The 15,403-nt window shown below is 66.1% G+C and carries 14 protein-coding genes; 12 read left to right on the top strand and 2 right to left on the bottom strand.

Annotated features, from left to right (window positions below):
- Positions 1-205: 205 nt before the first annotated feature.
- From ACXZ1E_RS15305 to ACXZ1E_RS15315, 3 genes are read left to right on the top strand one after another with little or no spacing between them, the layout of a single operon-like run.
- The gene (locus tag ACXZ1E_RS15305) at positions 206-1,384 is read left to right on the top strand and encodes an ATP-binding cassette domain-containing protein (protein WP_458041302.1); all 1,179 of its coding nucleotides are present in this window, start codon (positions 206-208) and stop codon (positions 1,382-1,384) included.
- Positions 1,385-1,428: 44 nt separating this feature from the next.
- Positions 1,429-2,910: a hypothetical protein gene (locus ACXZ1E_RS15310; RefSeq protein ID WP_458041303.1), complete on the top strand. Its 1,482-nt coding sequence runs from the start codon at positions 1,429-1,431 to the stop codon at positions 2,908-2,910.
- A gap of 41 nt (positions 2,911-2,951) precedes the next feature.
- Positions 2,952-3,218: a DUF3039 domain-containing protein gene (locus ACXZ1E_RS15315; RefSeq protein WP_036297062.1), complete on the top strand. Its 267-nt coding sequence runs from the start codon at positions 2,952-2,954 to the stop codon at positions 3,216-3,218.
- A 21-nt stretch (positions 3,219-3,239) separates the two neighbouring features.
- On the opposite strand, the gene ACXZ1E_RS15320 is transcribed toward ACXZ1E_RS15315, so the two are convergent.
- On the bottom strand, positions 3,240-4,583 hold the full coding sequence (locus ACXZ1E_RS15320; RefSeq protein ID WP_458041304.1) for a nicotinate phosphoribosyltransferase: 1,344 nt from the start codon (positions 4,581-4,583) through the stop codon (positions 3,240-3,242).
- 56 nt (positions 4,584-4,639) lie between these two features.
- Between ACXZ1E_RS15320 and murI the strand changes: the two genes are divergently transcribed.
- The 8 genes from murI to ACXZ1E_RS15360 all read left to right on the top strand — a co-directional run bounded on the left by murI (position 4,640) and on the right by ACXZ1E_RS15360 (position 13,021).
- Positions 4,640-5,464: a glutamate racemase gene (gene murI / locus ACXZ1E_RS15325; RefSeq protein ID WP_458041305.1), complete on the top strand. Its 825-nt coding sequence runs from the start codon at positions 4,640-4,642 to the stop codon at positions 5,462-5,464.
- 34 nt (positions 5,465-5,498) lie between these two features.
- Positions 5,499-6,239, top strand: coding sequence for a ribonuclease PH (gene rph / locus ACXZ1E_RS15330; RefSeq protein ID WP_458041306.1), 741 nt, complete (start codon positions 5,499-5,501; stop codon positions 6,237-6,239).
- A 52-nt stretch (positions 6,240-6,291) separates the two neighbouring features.
- The gene (gene rdgB, locus ACXZ1E_RS15335; protein ID WP_458041307.1) at positions 6,292-6,930 is read left to right on the top strand and encodes an RdgB/HAM1 family non-canonical purine NTP pyrophosphatase; all 639 of its coding nucleotides are present in this window, start codon (positions 6,292-6,294) and stop codon (positions 6,928-6,930) included.
- A 606-nt stretch (positions 6,931-7,536) separates the two neighbouring features.
- Positions 7,537-8,574 carry an ImmA/IrrE family metallo-endopeptidase gene (locus ACXZ1E_RS15340; protein WP_458041308.1) on the top strand — a complete coding sequence of 346 codons (1,038 nt, stop codon included), beginning with the start codon at positions 7,537-7,539 and terminating at the stop codon, positions 8,572-8,574.
- Positions 8,575-8,582: 8 nt separating this feature from the next.
- Positions 8,583-9,038, top strand: a complete 456-nt coding sequence (locus ACXZ1E_RS15345) for a DUF4411 family protein (RefSeq protein WP_458041309.1) — start codon at positions 8,583-8,585, stop codon at positions 9,036-9,038.
- Positions 9,039-9,689: 651 nt separating this feature from the next.
- On the top strand, positions 9,690-11,252 hold the full coding sequence (gene istA, locus ACXZ1E_RS15350) for an IS21 family transposase (RefSeq protein WP_458041310.1): 1,563 nt from the start codon (positions 9,690-9,692) through the stop codon (positions 11,250-11,252).
- On the top strand, positions 11,249-11,995 hold the full coding sequence (locus ACXZ1E_RS15355) for an ATP-binding protein (RefSeq protein ID WP_458041311.1): 747 nt from the start codon (positions 11,249-11,251) through the stop codon (positions 11,993-11,995). The genes istA and ACXZ1E_RS15355 overlap by 4 nt, the downstream gene beginning before the upstream one ends.
- A gap of 159 nt (positions 11,996-12,154) precedes the next feature.
- Positions 12,155-13,021 (top strand): cation diffusion facilitator family transporter, encoded by an 867-nt coding sequence (locus ACXZ1E_RS15360; protein ID WP_458041312.1) that lies wholly within the window; start codon positions 12,155-12,157, stop codon positions 13,019-13,021.
- Positions 13,022-13,031: 10 nt separating this feature from the next.
- On the opposite strand, the gene ACXZ1E_RS15365 is transcribed toward ACXZ1E_RS15360, so the two are convergent.
- Positions 13,032-13,940 (bottom strand): LysR family transcriptional regulator, encoded by a 909-nt coding sequence (locus ACXZ1E_RS15365; RefSeq protein WP_458041313.1) that lies wholly within the window; start codon positions 13,938-13,940, stop codon positions 13,032-13,034.
- Between the two features lie 106 nt (positions 13,941-14,046).
- Here ACXZ1E_RS15365 and hisD point away from each other — a divergent pair, with 106 nt between their 5' ends.
- Complete coding sequence (hisD, locus tag ACXZ1E_RS15370; protein ID WP_458041314.1) at positions 14,047-15,381, top strand: histidinol dehydrogenase; 1,335 nt, start codon at positions 14,047-14,049, stop codon at positions 15,379-15,381.
- Positions 15,382-15,403 lie beyond the last annotated feature (22 nt).

Genomic DNA, 15,403 nt, shown 5'->3' on the forward strand with positions numbered 1-15,403 from the left:
TGTTCCGGCGAGGGATGATTCGACCCCGGCCGTACCGTCGAAGCCTGCGCGGCCTGCGGCCAAGACCTCCGGTTCGCGGGCTGCGCGAAAGCCCGCCGCTCCACGGCCGAGCGGCTCTACTGCCCGCAAACCCGCTGCCCCTCGCAAACCTACGGCGCCTCGCGCCGCGAAGAGTGCACCGAGTGCTCCGTCCCGGACACCTCCCGTGTCGGTTCCCGGGCCCCCGCCGCCGCTGCCCGTGTCGGCTCAGGCGGATTCGGCAGTCACGGACGCCGAGGCGCGCCCCGTCGAGGCGCCACCTGTTGAGAAGGCAGACATTCCGCCGATCCCGCCGCTCTTTCTGCCGGAGCCGGCAACGACCCCCGATTCCGAGCGGACGGACACGGCGGGCGAACGGGGCGAGTCTGATCTCGTCGTCTCGGATGTCGCTGAGCACGATGTAGCTGAGCCCGAGATTGAGGAGCCTGTCGTGGACGAGCCCCAGGTCGACGAGCCTGTCGCCGACACGGATGAGGATGTCGTCGACGAATCGATCGACGATGTGATCGTTGACGAGCCCGTTCCCGCTGCGGTGATCGATCCCGACATCTTCGGTAGCTCCGCCGACAACGCGCCCGAGTCAGCCACGCCGGCGCTGGCCCTCCGCGGCGTCGTCAAGGAGTTCGGCAACACGCGTGCTGTCGATGCCATCGATCTGACGATCCCCGCGGGGTCGTTCTTCGGACTCGTCGGCCCGAACGGTGCCGGCAAGACGACCACACTTTCGATGATCGCCGGGCTCCTGCGTCCGGACAGCGGAACGATCGAGGTCTGCGGAATCGACTCGGCGACAGACGCTTCGCGGGCGAAGAAGCTCATTGGTGTGCTGCCGGATCGTCTGCGGACATTCGACCGCCTGACCGGCCGCCAACTGCTCTATTACTACGGTGTGCTGCGGGGGCTTTCGGCGTCGGTCGTGCAGTCGCGCATCGCCGATCTCGCGCGCGCGTTCGACCTGGTCGACGCACTCGGCCGCGTCGTGTCCGACTACTCCGCGGGCATGACGAAGAAGGTCATGCTGGCCGGCGCGATGATCCACTCGCCTCGCGTTCTCGTGCTCGACGAGCCGTTCGAGTCGCTGGATCCGGCGTCGTCACAGGTCATCCTCGACATCCTCGAAACGTATGTCGAGCACGGCGGCACAGTGGTGCTCTCGAGTCACGGTATGGCGCTCGTCGAACGCGTCTGCACCCGGGTCGCGGTCCTCGTCGAAGGCGAGGTTCTGGCAACGGGAACCGTCGATGAGGTGCGGGGCGAGATGACGCTCGAGCAGCGCTTCGTCGAACTCTCGGGCGGCGTCGACGATGCGGAAGGTCTCGAGTGGTTGCACACGTTCTCCGACTGAGGGCGACGCTTCTCGTCGGTGCGCTTCGCGGCGATTCGTCACATGTGGTTCGCGCTGTCCTCGGGCTCGCCGCGCTGATCGCGTTTGCAATCATCGGATGCCTCGGCATCCTGTCGCTCACCGACGCGTCGTCCGATCGCACCGGCACGGTCCTCGTCTGGACCGGCTCAGCCCTGGTGCTGGCCTTCGCCCTCGCCCCCGCATTGACGGGGACCCCCGATCCTCTCGATCCTCGCCGTTTCTCGGTGTTCGGTCTGGCCCCGCGGGTACTCGTCGCGACGTTGAGCCTCGCGTCGCTCATCAGCATCCCTCTCGCGCTCGTCGTCGTGCTCGCGGTCAGTGGTGTGGTCGTCCGCGTGGATGACGGTACGAGCCCCGTGCTCGCGACCGTCGGTGCGATCCTTGCGGTCCTCACGTGCGCGCTCGCGGGTCGGGTCGGCTTCGCTTTGGCCACGATCGCCGTCCGGGAAGGGCGCGGCGGATCGCTCGTCGGGCTGTTCGCGCTGGGAGCTCTCGCCGGTGGTGTGCCGATCGGCGTGTACCTCGCGACAGCCGCTGATACCCCTGCTGTTCCCGTCGAATCGGTGGCGGAGATCCTGGCGCTCACTCCCTTCGGCGCCGCCTGGGCGATCGGCAACCCGAACGCGAACGCCCCCGTGGCAATCGTCATCGCCGTCTCGACCCTCGTCGTCCTGTGGGCTTCGTGGTCCTGGCTGGCTCATCGCCTCATGTCGGGGGCGATCCGTTCGACGCCCAGCCACGACCACGCGGGCCTGGGTTGGTTCGGCATCATGCCCGCAACCCCCGGCGGGGCGATCGCGGCACGCAGCATGATTTATTGGCTGCACGATCGCCGATATTTGATGAACGTCGTGATCGTGCCGGTTGCCGCCGCCATCTCGATCGTGCCCCTTCTGGTGGCGGGGGTGTCGATCGAGACAGCCATCCTCGTTCCCGTGACCCTGACCGCCCTCTTCCTCGGGTGGCTTCCGCACGATGACGTCGCGTACGACTCGACCGCGGTGTGGATGCACGTCGCATCCGACGTCCACGGCGTATCGGATCGTGTCGGACGGCTCGCGCCCATCCTGCTTTTTGCGACTCCCGTTCTGGCGATCGGATTGCTGTTCTCTGTCGCGGTCCACGGCAGTTGGGACGTGCTTCCCGCGATGATCGGACTCTGTGCCTCGTTGTATCTGTCGGGTCTCGGCCTGTCGAGCATCGCATCGGTCGTCGCCCCGTACGCCGTCACACGGCCGGGCGACAACCCCTTCCGGCAGCCGCAGCGCACGGGCTCGTCGGGCGTCATAGCCCAGGGCATCGTGTTGTTCGGCTCCATCGTCGTGAGCGCTCCGGCCTTGCTGTGGACGTGGCGAACCGTCGCGGGTGACGCCGAAGCGAGCATGTCAGCGCTGGGTCTGGGACTCGGGATCGGACTCGCTGTGTTCATCATCGGGGTGGCCATCGGTGGGGCCGTCTTCCGCCGTCGCGGTGGTCGGCTGCTCGAACTTGCCGAGACCGCCTGAGTCGGGCCCCACCGCCTCTCGCGCCGATAGACTGACCAGCCATGAGCACGCCTCTCGATACCCCAGACCAAGGCGGCCTTGCCACCCTCGAACGCGAACTCGAGGAGCTGATTCGCGAAGAGAACGTCGAACCCGGCGATCACGAACGCTTCTCGCATTACGTCAAGAAAGAGAAGATCCTCGAGTCGGCTCTGACGGGCAAGCCGGTGCGGGCGCTGTGTGGCAAGAAGTGGACTCCGGGTCGCGATCCCGAGAAGTTCCCCGTCTGCCCTTCGTGCAAAGAGATCTACGAGTCGCTGCAGACCTGATCTTCGTCCAAGAACTCGGCGCTAACGCCCGACCATGACGGTCGGGATCGCCGGACCGGACTTGCTGAGTGCGAGCGCGTGCAGAGGCAGCTCGGCCCGCGCAACGGCGTGATGTGCTCGGGCGGCGCGGGTGCCCTGTGGCCCCTCTGCCGCGGTGCCGATCTCGCCGTCGACGACGAGTCGGACCTGGAGCGCTCGGGCATGGGAGGTGACGGATGCCGAGGCATCCGGTCCCGCGCCGTCGACCGGATCGGAGGTCACGAGTTCGCTCGTCGCGACACCGTTCTCGAAGTTTCGATAGGCGGACTTGCGGCCACCAACCGAGGCCTTGGACGCGGATGCCTTGGCCACCGAGATCCAGTTGCCCGCGGCATCCTGGCGCGCCACCAGCTTGTAGACCATGCCGGCGGTCGGGACGCCCGACCCCGTGACGACCGAGGTGCCGACCCCATAAGCGTCGACCGGCGAGGCGGCGAGGGCCGCGATGGCGTATTCGTCGAGGTCGCTCGTGACGATTATGCGCGTCTCGGTCGCGCCGAGGTCATCCAGCTGGGCCCGGACTGCGGTGGCGACGATCGGGAGGTCACCGGAGTCAATCCGGACCCCGCCGAGGTTCGTACCGGCGACGCGGATGGCGGTCTCGACTCCGCGGCGGATGTCGTAGGTGTCGACGAGGAGCGTCGTGCTCGGGCCGAGGGCGTCGACCTGGGCGCGGAAGGCCTGTTCTTCCGTGTCGTGCAGGAGTGTCCAGGCGTGTGCGGCCGTGCCCATGGTGGGGACTTCCCACCGGCGACCGGCCTCGAGGTTGCTCGTCGCTGCGAATCCCGCAATGTAGGCGGCGCGCGCGGCGGCGACAGCCGACTCTTCTCCCGCTCGGCGCGAACCCATCTCCGAGAGGGGGCGGGCGCCCGCTGCCGTCGACATGCGGGCGGCGGCCGTCGCGATGGCCGAGTCGTGGTTGAGCACGCTGAGGGCGAGTGTCTCGAGCACGACCGCGTCCGCGAAGGTGCCCTCGACGGTCAGCACGGGGGAGCCAGGAAAGTACAGCTCGCCCTCCCGATAGCCGGAGATCGAGCCGCGGAAGCGGTAGCTCTCGAGGTAGGCGAGGGTTTCGGCATCCACGATCTTCTCGTCGCGGAGGAAGGCGAGCTCTTCGTCGCCGAAGCGGAAGTCGCGCAGCAGACCGAGCAGGCGCCCCGTGCCCGCGACGACGCCGTAGCGTCTGCCGCCGGGCAGGCGACGTGCGAACATCTCGAAGACGCACGGGATGTCGGCGGTTCCGTCGCGGAGCGCGGCGCCCAACATCGTGAGCTCGTAACGATCGGTGTGCAGGGCGCTGCTGCGGCTGCCGGCCGGGTCGGTCATGCGGGTCACTCTACCGACGCGGGGCCTGCGCATCCGCGCCGGTAGGCTGGGGAACCATGAATGACGCGCCGATCGGAATCTTCGACTCCGGTGTCGGCGGACTCACGGTAGCCCGGGCGATCGGCGACCAGCTGCCCCGCGAATCCCTCGTCTACATTGGCGACACCTTGCACTCGCCGTACGGCCCCAAGCCGATCGCGGATGTGCGGCGGTACTCGCTCGAGGTGCTCGACTCGCTCGTCGACCAGGGCGTGAAGATGCTCGTGATCGCCTGCAACACGGCATCGGCCGCGGTGCTCGGCGATGCCCGCGAGCGCTACGACGTACCCGTGGTCGAGGTCATCCGTCCCGCCGTCCGCACGGCGATCGCGACGACCCGCAACGGCCGCATCGGCGTGATCGGCACCGAGGGCACGATCGGCTCGGGCGCGTACCAGGACATGCTCGAACTCAACGATGCACTCACGGTTTTCGCCCAGGCGTGCCCCGCGTTCGTCGACTTCGTGGAGCGGGGCGTGACGGGATCGCCCGAGCTGCTCGAGATCGCCGAGGGGTACCTCGCGCCGCTCCGGCACGCGGGCATCGACACTCTGGTGCTCGGCTGCACGCACTATCCGTTTCTCAAGGGCGCGATCAGCTACGTGATGGGACCGGATGTCTCGCTCGTGGCGAGCGACGACGAGACCGCGAACGACGTGTATCGCCAGCTCGTGACCCGCGACCTGCTGACCTCGTCGGATCATCCGGGGTCCCACGTCTATGAAGCGACGGGGGGATCACCGGATGCCTTCATCGACCTCGCGAACCGGCTGATGGGGCGCGAGGTGCGCTCCGTCCAGCTCGTGCACACCGGAGCCATCGAGCTGCCGCCCACTGACTGACGCTACGAAACTCCACGAACGAAACGAGACCGACATGACCGAGATCATTCGCGCCGACGGGCGCACCCCCGACCAGCTTCGTCCGATCACGATCGAACGTGGCTGGAGCGCGCACGCCGAGGGATCCGCGCTCATCTCGTTCGGCGGCACCAAGGTGCTGTGCACCGCATCCTTCACGAACGGGGTGCCGCGCTGGCTGGTGGGCAAGGGCAAGGGCTGGGTCACGGCCGAGTACGCGATGCTGCCGCGCGCGACGAACAGCCGCAACGACCGCGAGAGCGTCAAGGGCAAGATCGGCGGTCGCACGCACGAGATCTCGCGCCTGATCGGCCGGGCGCTGCGTTCGGTCGTTGACACCAAGGCGCTCGGTGAGAACACGATCGTCATCGACTGCGATGTGCTGCAGGCCGATGGCGGCACCCGCACCGCCGCGATCACGGGCGCCTATGTGGCCCTCGCCGACGCGATCGAGTGGGGCAAGCGCAAGAACTTCATCGCGCAGCGCTCACAGCCGCTCCACGATTCCGTAGCTGCTGTCTCGGTCGGAATCATCGACGGCGAGCCGATGCTCGACCTGGCGTACGTCGAGGACGTTCGTGCCGACACCGACATGAATGTCGTCGTGACGGGCCGGGGACTCTTCGTCGAGGTGCAGGGCACCGCCGAGGGCGCCCCGTTCGACAAGCGCGAGCTCGACGCGCTGCTCGAGCTCGGTGTCAACGGGTGCGCGTCGCTCCGTGAGCACCAGCTGGCGGCGCTGGCGGTCGAGCGCTGATGTGCGTTTCGACTCCTCGCTTCGTTCTTCGCGGGGCGACCGGGGTCGGTCGTTGAGCGAGCGCAGCGAGACGAAACGCCGCGTCGTGCTCGCCACGCACAACCCGCACAAGGTCGAAGAGTTCGGCGCGATCGTCCGTGAGACGCGTCCCGACCTCGAGGTGATCGGCTACGACGGCCCCGAACCGGTCGAGGACGGTGTCACCTTCGCGCAGAACGCTTTGATCAAGGCCCGCGCGGCGGCTCTGCACACCGGACTGCCTGCCCTCGCCGACGACTCGGGCATCTGCGTCGACGTGCTCGGCGGCTCGCCGGGAGTGTTCTCGGCCTACTGGGCCGGGCACGCGAAGGATGCTTCGGCCAACCTGACGCTGCTGCTCGACCAGCTCTCGGATGTCGCGGATCCGCACCGCGCCGCCCAGTTCGTGTCGACGATCGCGCTCGTCGTTCCTGCGGCCGACGGGGGAGAAGCCGCCGAGCATGTCGTCGAGGGGCGCTGGCCCGGTCGCCTCGCTCTGGCCCCCTCGGGAGAGAACGGCTTCGGCTACGACCCGATCTTCGTCCCGGACGGCCAACCGGACGGTGCCGAGCGCTCTGCCGCCGAGTTCTCGTCGGCCGAGAAGAACGCTTCGTCGCACCGCGCTCGCGCTTTCGTCGCGCTCGTGCCGTTGCTGTCGACGCTCTCGCTCTAATCTGCACGATCCGCGCGAGACGCGGATGAGAATCGAAGTCATGCTCAGTTTTGGCCGAATCACGTTCTCAACACATGTCTTGAACCCCGTCTTCTTGCGGTTTCAGACTTGCCCGTGTCCACCGTTTTGGACACGACATGGACACATGCTTATGCACAGGACGCGGCCTAGCTCTGAATATTTGACGCGTCTGGCCATTCACGCCTCTCACGGTCCCTATCGCCCGACAATGCCGGTGTGTCCGCAACGTTCGTTCCGTCACGCCCCACACGTAACCAGCGCGGTTTGACTCCCCTAGGCGCGCTCGGACGCCTCGTCATAGCCCGTAGGGTGACGGTAGAACCGGCCTCGGACACCTTTGTGGGGCGGCCGAAGATAGTGGCGGGGCGCGTGTCGGTGGCGTGCGGTTTAGTAGACGTGCGCGATAGTCTCGCCTGAACAATCGCCGGAGGACCCGTGCCCCGATCCATCCCCGCCTTCCCGAATCCCGACATGCTTGTCTGGGCTCGGGAAACTTCGCGCTTGGAGCCAGGTGTCGCCGCAGCGAAACTCTCGGTAGATGAGGCCCAGCTGCTCGCATGGGAGCGCGGAGATCCAGGCCTAACCGTGGCCAAGCTCCAGACTGTCGCCGACCTGTACCGGCGTCCCCTTGCCGCCTTCTTCCTCAGCGAGCGACCTCCAGTCGAGGAGCGGGTTCGCGATTACAGGCGTCCCTGGCTGACGGCGCGGCGTCGTGAGAGCCCGATTCTCGCCGCTGAGATCCGACGCGCCGAGGCACAGCGCGACAACATGCTGGAGATCATGGATCTGCGGGACGATGAGCCGGACAGCGAGTGGAAGGAGCCTGCCCGGTTTAAGGATGTGGCGGCGCGGGCTCGGATAATGCTCGACGTTCACTCCCTTATCAAGCTTCCGGGTCAGTCAGGAAAGCCGACCGACTGGTTCTTTTACTGGAGTAGCGCCCTGGAAGAGGTGGGGGTTCTCGTCGTGACCGCGAACGCTGTCCCCAAAGAGGAAGCTGATGGGTTCTCTGTCGCGCTTGACCCGGTGCCTATCGTCGGCGTGAACGGGTCCACGCATTTCAACAGGCGCATCTTTACGCTGCTGCACGAATACGCGCATTTATTGCTCAACACCTCCGCCCTGTGTGATCTGCATGAGGAATCAACCGGAGCAGACGACGTAGATCGCATCGAAGTCGAGTGCAACCGTCTCGCCGCCGAGATGCTTGTGCCCACTGCTGCCTTCTCCCAACGCCCCATCGTGCTCAACGCGCGTGAGAACGCCGAGGACTGGGAGTTATGGCAGTTGCGCGAGGAGGCACGTGCCTGGGGCGTCAGCCCCGAAGTCATCCTGCGGAAGCTCTTCACGCACGGCAAGGCTAGCCAGGAGTTCTACGAGAACTGGCGCGAAGGTTACAACGACATCGACCGGTGGTCCAACGGACCAGAACCTAGGAAGGCCAACGGTGGCGACGGCCTGCGCACCAAGGTGCGCAATCTCGGGAAGGGCTACGTACGAAACGTGGTCAGCGCGATGTCAGAGGGCTTATTGAGCACGTACGAGACCTCCAACATGCTCAACGCCAAGGTGGATCAGATACCCAAGCTGTTGGACCGCGCGCGCATCCCAGAGGTGGACTGATGTACTCCGTGGACACGAGCGTCCTGATCACCGCATGGCGGGACCATTATTGGCCGGACGTTTTTCCAGGTTTCTGGGAGAAGTTCAACGAGGCGGTCGACGCGGGAGTTCTTCAGGCGATTGACCCTGTCAAAGGCGAGTTGACGAAGCGGGATGACGACGTGGCGAAGTGGGCGAAGGCGCGGCCACATTTTTTCGTTCCGCTGGACCCAGATATCCAGGCAGCTACTGCGGACGTGCTGAAGACTCATCCGGGCTTGATCACTGCGGGTGGGAAGCGGTCGACCGTCGACCCGTTCGTGATCGGGTTAGGCATCGCACGCGGATTCCCTGTCGTCACGTACGAGAAGTTGTCCCCGAGCATCGCGAAACCCCACATACCCAACGTCTGCAATGACAAGGGGCACGCTGTCTTCAACATGGAACAGCTCGCTCGCGCTCTCGGTTGGCAGTTCAACTCCTAGCGGGCGCTGATCGCAACGATCATGTACGTGTGGGCGCGACGTGCTCGCCGTTGATTGCCTCGGGCAGGGCGGTGGTCACGGTTGAGAAGGGCGAAAAGGTCGGCGATCTCCAACCCGGACCCGGACAACATCCGGAGCACGTCAACGTGCAGGAGGTGGAGTCGGTTTGAGAGTGTCCTATCGCCACACTTGATCAGCCACGACCGCCCCTGCGCGGTACGCGTGCGGCCTCTGCGAGCCCGTCTGGTATAGACCCAGAACGTATTCCATCGACTCGACGTGGTGCAGACCGTTCGGCCTTGCCATGTCTGTGTCCAATCCCTGAACCTGTGATATATCGCAGGCAGATGGGGAGACGCTGGCGGCGCTGCCAACTCCCGACGAGTGACTCTGAGAATCGAAGTCATTCTCGGCTAGGCGAAACGACCCGGCATCGGGCATTCTCGGGCCTAGCCTGGACACATGCACGATCACGCGTCGGCCGGGGGATGAGTATTCGCTCCTCTGAGGGCCACAGATATTGAGGTTGAGGGCCACGTTCTGATCGACGTGATCGCGTCGGTGGGGACCACTCGATATTCGGGTTGAGGGCCACCGTTCCTAGGCTCCTTCTGCCGCGTGGCCAATCACGCGGCAGAAGGAGTGATTCGGATGGTACGCAAGATCAGAGCGAAGCTGGTGCTGAGGCTTCGGGGGGAGGGGTTCTCGGGGCGGCAGATCGCCGCGCAGGGCATGTCCCGCACGAGCGTGGCCGCAGTCATCGACGCCGCCGACCGTGAAGGCGTCCGCTGGGACGACGTCGCCGAGCTTGACGAGGCGACGGTCTATGCGCGGTTGTTCCCCGGACGTGGTGAGCATGACAGCGTTCACGCGCAACCTGAGTGGGAGGGGGTGCATCGCGAGCTCGCGAGGGTCGGGGTGACGTTGAAGCTGTTGCACGGCGAGTATCTCGACGCCTGCCGGGCGACGGGATCGCCGGCGATGGGCTATGACCGGTTCTGCAAGACCTACCAGCAGCACCTCCTGATCGCCGGCGCAGCGTCGCGCGTCGGTCACAAGGCGGGCCAGAGCGTCGAGGTCGACTGGTCAGGTCCGACGATGCAGCTGACCGATCCGGTCACCGGGCAGCAGACGCGGGTGTTCTTGTTCGTCGCGACGTTGCCGTTTTCGAGGTTCGCGTTCGTCGAGCCGGCGCTGGATATGAAGCAGGACACCTGGTTGCGCGCGCATGTCTCGATGTTCGCTTGGTTCGGCGGGAGTGTTCCTCGGATCGTGCCGGACAACCTGAAGACCGGGGTGATCAAGCATCCTGCGGAGGGTGAGGTGGTCCTGAACGACGCGTATCGGGAGCTCGCGGCTCACTATTCGGCAGCGGTGCTGCCGGGGAGGGTGAAGAAGCCTAAAGACAAGGCGAGTGTCGAGAACACCGTCGGGAACATCGCGACCTGGGTGATCGCGAGCTTGCGGGACCGGACCTTCGCGACGCTGCCGGAGCTGCGCGCCGCGATCTATGAACGCGTCGACGCTTACAACACCGAACCGTTCCAGAAACGCGCCGGATCACGAGCGAGCGTGTTCGAGGCGGAGGAGAAGCAGCTGCTGCGGCCGCTGCCGCAGGTTCCGTTCGAGATTTCCCGCTGGGTTTATAGGCGTCGGGTTCAGAAGAACGGGCACGTGGTGTTCGAGCGGAACTTCTACTCCGTCCCGTTCGCCCACATCGGCCGGGCCGTTGACCTGCGGGTCACGGACACCACCCTCGAGGTGTTCGCCGGGGATCAGCGGCTGACCAGCCACCTCCTCGCGCCGACCGGGGTGGTGAACGAGTATCGGACGCATGACGGGGATCTACCGGACGGGCCGCGTTATCGGCAGTGGGACTCTCCGCGGGTCAGGGAATGGGCGGCCCGGATCGGGGAGAACACCACCACAGTCGTGAATCGGATCTTCGAGTCGGTCCCGGTCGACGAACAAGGCCTGGGCGCCGCGTTGGCCGTATTGCGGCTGACCCGCCGCTACTCCGCTGCTCGTGTTGAAGCGGCGGCGGAGGTCGCGTTGACCCGCGTTCGGTCGCCGCGTTACGCGCACCTGAGACCGATCCTCGAGACCAGGCAGGACGACCCCGACGCCCGCGACGCATGGTCGACACCAGGCCGAACGGCCGAGCCAGCCGGGTATGTCCGCGGCGCGGACTACTACGCGGGAGGCACCCGATGACCCGCATCGACAGCGAGAGCAAGAGGAAGCTGCGGGAGATGGGCGTCACGGCGCTGGTCGACGCGTTCGAGGTCCAGGACGACACCCTGACGCTGGGGATGGTGTTCGAAGAACGCATCAAGCTCGCCGTCGACGACGCACACGCCACGTTCACCCACGGCAAGGTCGAGGGACTGATCCGCCGGGCCGGGCTGCGTTACCCGAACGCGGACCTCCGCCGCCTCGACCTCATTGAACAGCGCGGCCTCGACAGAGGGATCATCGCGCAGCTGGGCACCTGCGCGTTCATCAGCAGGCAGCAGAACGTCGTGTTCCAAGGGTTCACCGGCTCCGGGAAGTCCTACCTCGGCTCGGCGCTGGCGAAGCAAGCCTGCCAGCACAGGTATCGGGCGCACTACGTCCGCATGCCCGACCTCGAGGAGACCTGGGCCGCGGCCCGTGACCGGCCCGGCGGGAAGGAGAAATGGCTCCGCAAATACGCCGCGTTCACGCTGCTGGTCATCGATGAATGGCTCCTCGACCCACCCAGCGACGACGTCCGCAGCATGCTCCTCGAGCTCCTCGAACGGCGCTACGACTCCACGTCGACGGTGTTCTGCACCCAATACGCGAAAAAGGACTGGCACCAACGCCTCGGCTCCGACGTCCACGCCGACGCGATCATGGACCGCATCGTCCACAACACCATCTGGATCGAAACCGGCAGCACCAACATGCGCGAACACACCAACATGAGCAGCTGACCCGACGCCGGTGAGCGCCAGCACGACGGCTGGCGCTCACCGGCAATATCGTCTGGCCCTGAACCTCAATATTCGGTGGCCCTGAAACACGATAATCCCCGGCCCCCAAAGCTCCGAATACTCAGGGGAGGCATCCGAAACGCCTCGAACCGACGGCTGTTGGCGATCTCGCTGGCGATCACGGCGATCGTGATGGTGGTGCAGATCGTCGGCGGTGTGCTGAGCGGATCGCTCGCGCTGCTGGCCGACGCGGCGCACATGTTCACCGACACGGCGGCCCTCGTCATCGCGCTCGTCGCGAATGCCGTCGCGTCGCGACCGGCCGATGACCGGCGCACCTACGGCTATCAGCGCGCCGAGGTGTTCGGGGCGCTGATCAACGCGGCCGTGCTGATCGTGCTGTCGGTCTGGATCGCGGTCGAGAGCGTCGGACGTCTCATGGCGCCGGGGGATGTCGACGTCGAGGGCAGTGTGATGCTCGTCATCGCGATCGTCGGGCTCGTCGCGAATGCCGTCGCGCTCTGGCTGTTGAGTTCGGCGCAGCGGAACAGCATCAACGTCCGCGGGGCGTATCTCGAGGTGATGGGGGATCTGCTCGGGTCTGCGGCGGTCATCGTCGCGGCGCTCGTGATCGTGCTTTCGGGGTGGGTACAGGCCGATGCGATCGCGTCGCTGCTCATCGCCGCCATGATCGTGCCGCGTGCGATCGGGCTGTTGCGCGAGGTGTTCTCGGTACTGTCGGAGTCTGCTCCGCAGGGCACGCGGATCGCCGAGATCCGCGACCATATTCTGGGCGCGCCGGGCGTCGCCGACGTTCACGACGTGCACGTCTGGCAGTTGACGCGCGGGGCGCCGGTGTTCACCGCGCACGTCGTGGTCGAGCCCGCCGTGCTCGAGGCTGGGAGAGCAGCGGAACTCCTCGCGAGCCTGCAGTCGTGCCTCGCGGATCACTTCGACGTCGCGCACTCGACGTTCCAGATCGAGCCCGCGGGACACGCCGACCGCGATCCGGCCGCGCACGCGTGACGGGGGTCGGTCACACCACAGGAGCGAGCTTGGTCAAGAGCGTGTGCTCAGCGAGATCGGCGAGGCGTCGTGTCGCGGGTGACAGGTACGTGCCCTCCCGCCAGATGAGCGCGACCGTGTCGTACATGGGTTCCGCGAAGGCTGTCACGTGGATGGACTCGGGGAACGCCGCGCCTTCCGCGATGGTGCGGCAGACCATAGTGTCGGCTGCACTGGTCGCGACCAGGTTGAGCGCCGTCTCGACGTGCTCGACCTCGATGGCGGGATCGATGGTCAGTCCGCGCAGTCGCGCGCGTTCGAGCAGCTGCCGCCGGGTGGGATCGTCCCAGCCGGCATACGCGTCGTACAGCACGAGCTTCGCGTCCGACACCTCCTCGATCGTCACGGGTCCCTTCTCGGGACGGCGGTGCGCGGATGCATAGACGACCTCGTCGCGGAAAAGCGGCTTCACCTCGAGTCCGTCGTCTGTGACGGGAAGGACGACGAGACCTGCTTCGATCTCGCCCGAAATAACCGACTCGGCAACGAGCGAGGAATTAAGACCGACGAGACGCACCTTGACGCGTGGGTAGCGCGTGTGAAAACGCTGGACGAGATCCGATAGGTCGTAGTACGCGGCGTTGCGCAAAACGCCGAAGGTGCACGTGCCGCCTTCGAGCGATGCGAGGGCGCGGATGGCGTCGACACCGTTCGTGATGGCTGTCACGGCCTGCAGCGCATGCTCGCGAAGCTCCAATGCAGCCGCCGTGGGGACGAGGCGTCTTCCACCTCGTGTGAAGAGCTTCAGACCGAGTTCGCGTTCGAGACGGGCGACGAGTTCCGAGATGGATGCTTGGGTGGAATCCAATTCGTTTGCCGCGGCGGTGAAGCTGCCTTGTTCCAGCGCGGCCAGGAATGCCTTCAATTGCGTCAGAGTCATGTGCACTGCCTTTCGTGGGTGCCCATCGAAGTATAGGCAAACACGTTGGTTTTCACCGTACTCAACGGGCTTGTGGGTGATCACTGTGATCCCTACTGTTTCACGCATGCGCTTTTCTCCTCCTTTGCTCGCTCAGCTCAGCAGTTCCTTCGTCCACCTCAAGACGCCCGCGGTCGACGCTCCCGCCGCTCAGCGCGATCCGGCCGTCATCCGCACCGTCACCGAGATGTTGCAGACGATCGAACGGGGCGGGCTGGATGCGGTGCGCGACTACGCGCGCAAGCTCGACGGGTACACCGGTGGCGAGATCGAGTTGTCGGGTGCCGAGATCGCGAGGAGTGGCGCGCAGCTCGAGCCCGCGCTGCGCGCGGCTATTGAGCTGGGCTCCACCCGCACCCGAGCCTTCGCCGATGTCCAGCGGGGGAAGCTCGTCGACTTCTCCACCGAGCTCGAGCCGGGGTTGACCACCGGCGTGCGTTACATCCCCGTCTCGCGGGTGGGCGCCTACTTGCCTGCCGGCCGATTCCCGCTCACAGCATCCGCATTCATGACTGTCGGTGTCGCCAAGGCGGCCGGAGTCCCCTCTGTCATCGCATGCACCCCGCCGCAGCCCGGCGGGCGTGCCAATGACGCGGTGGTCTATGCCGCTCATGTGTCCGGAGTCGACCGGATCTTCGTGCTCGGTGGCGTTCAGGCGCTCGCGGCGATGGCTTTCGGTTTGCTCGAGGAGTTCCCGGTCGACATGCTCGTGGGAGCGGGAAATGCTTATGTCGCTGAGGCCAAGCGTCAGCTGTTCGGCACTGCCGCGATAGATCTCCTTGCGGGGCCCTCGGAGGTGGCGGTCCTCTCCGATGAAACGGCAGACCCAGAGATCGTCGCGGCCGACCTGCTCGGTCAGGCGGAGCACGGCCCGAACTCACCGGCCGCTCTGGTCACGACGTCCGCCGAACACGGAGCTGCCGTACTCAAAGCCGTCGAGCGTCAGCTGGCGGGGCTCGCGACGGCATCGATCGCGGGACCCGCGTGGCGGGACTACGGCTCCATCACTGTCGCCACGGATCGGGAGACGGCCGTCGTCCTCATGGACGACCTTGCCCCTGAGCACCTCGAGGTGATCACGTCGGATGACGAGTGGTATCACCAGAACCTGCGTAACTACGGCTCGATCTTCCTGGGCCCGTGGAGCACGGTCGCGTACTCCGACAAAGGCATGGCGGGCACGAACCACGTCCTGCCCACCGCAGGGGGCGCCAAGCACAGTGCCGGGCTGTCGGTCTCGAGGTTCCTCAAGCCGCTCACGTACCAGCGCATCTCGCGCGAGGCGACGCCGAGTCTTGCGCACGCGGTGCAGGTCATCTCGGATTCCGAGGGGATGGCCGCGCACAGCGCCACTGCGACAATGCGCCTCGCGACATATCGGGAGCCCGTGCACACGGCATAGTGACGAGCGGGCGGCCGGACGG

Source organism: Pacificispira sp. HM-600 (assembly GCF_977993705.1).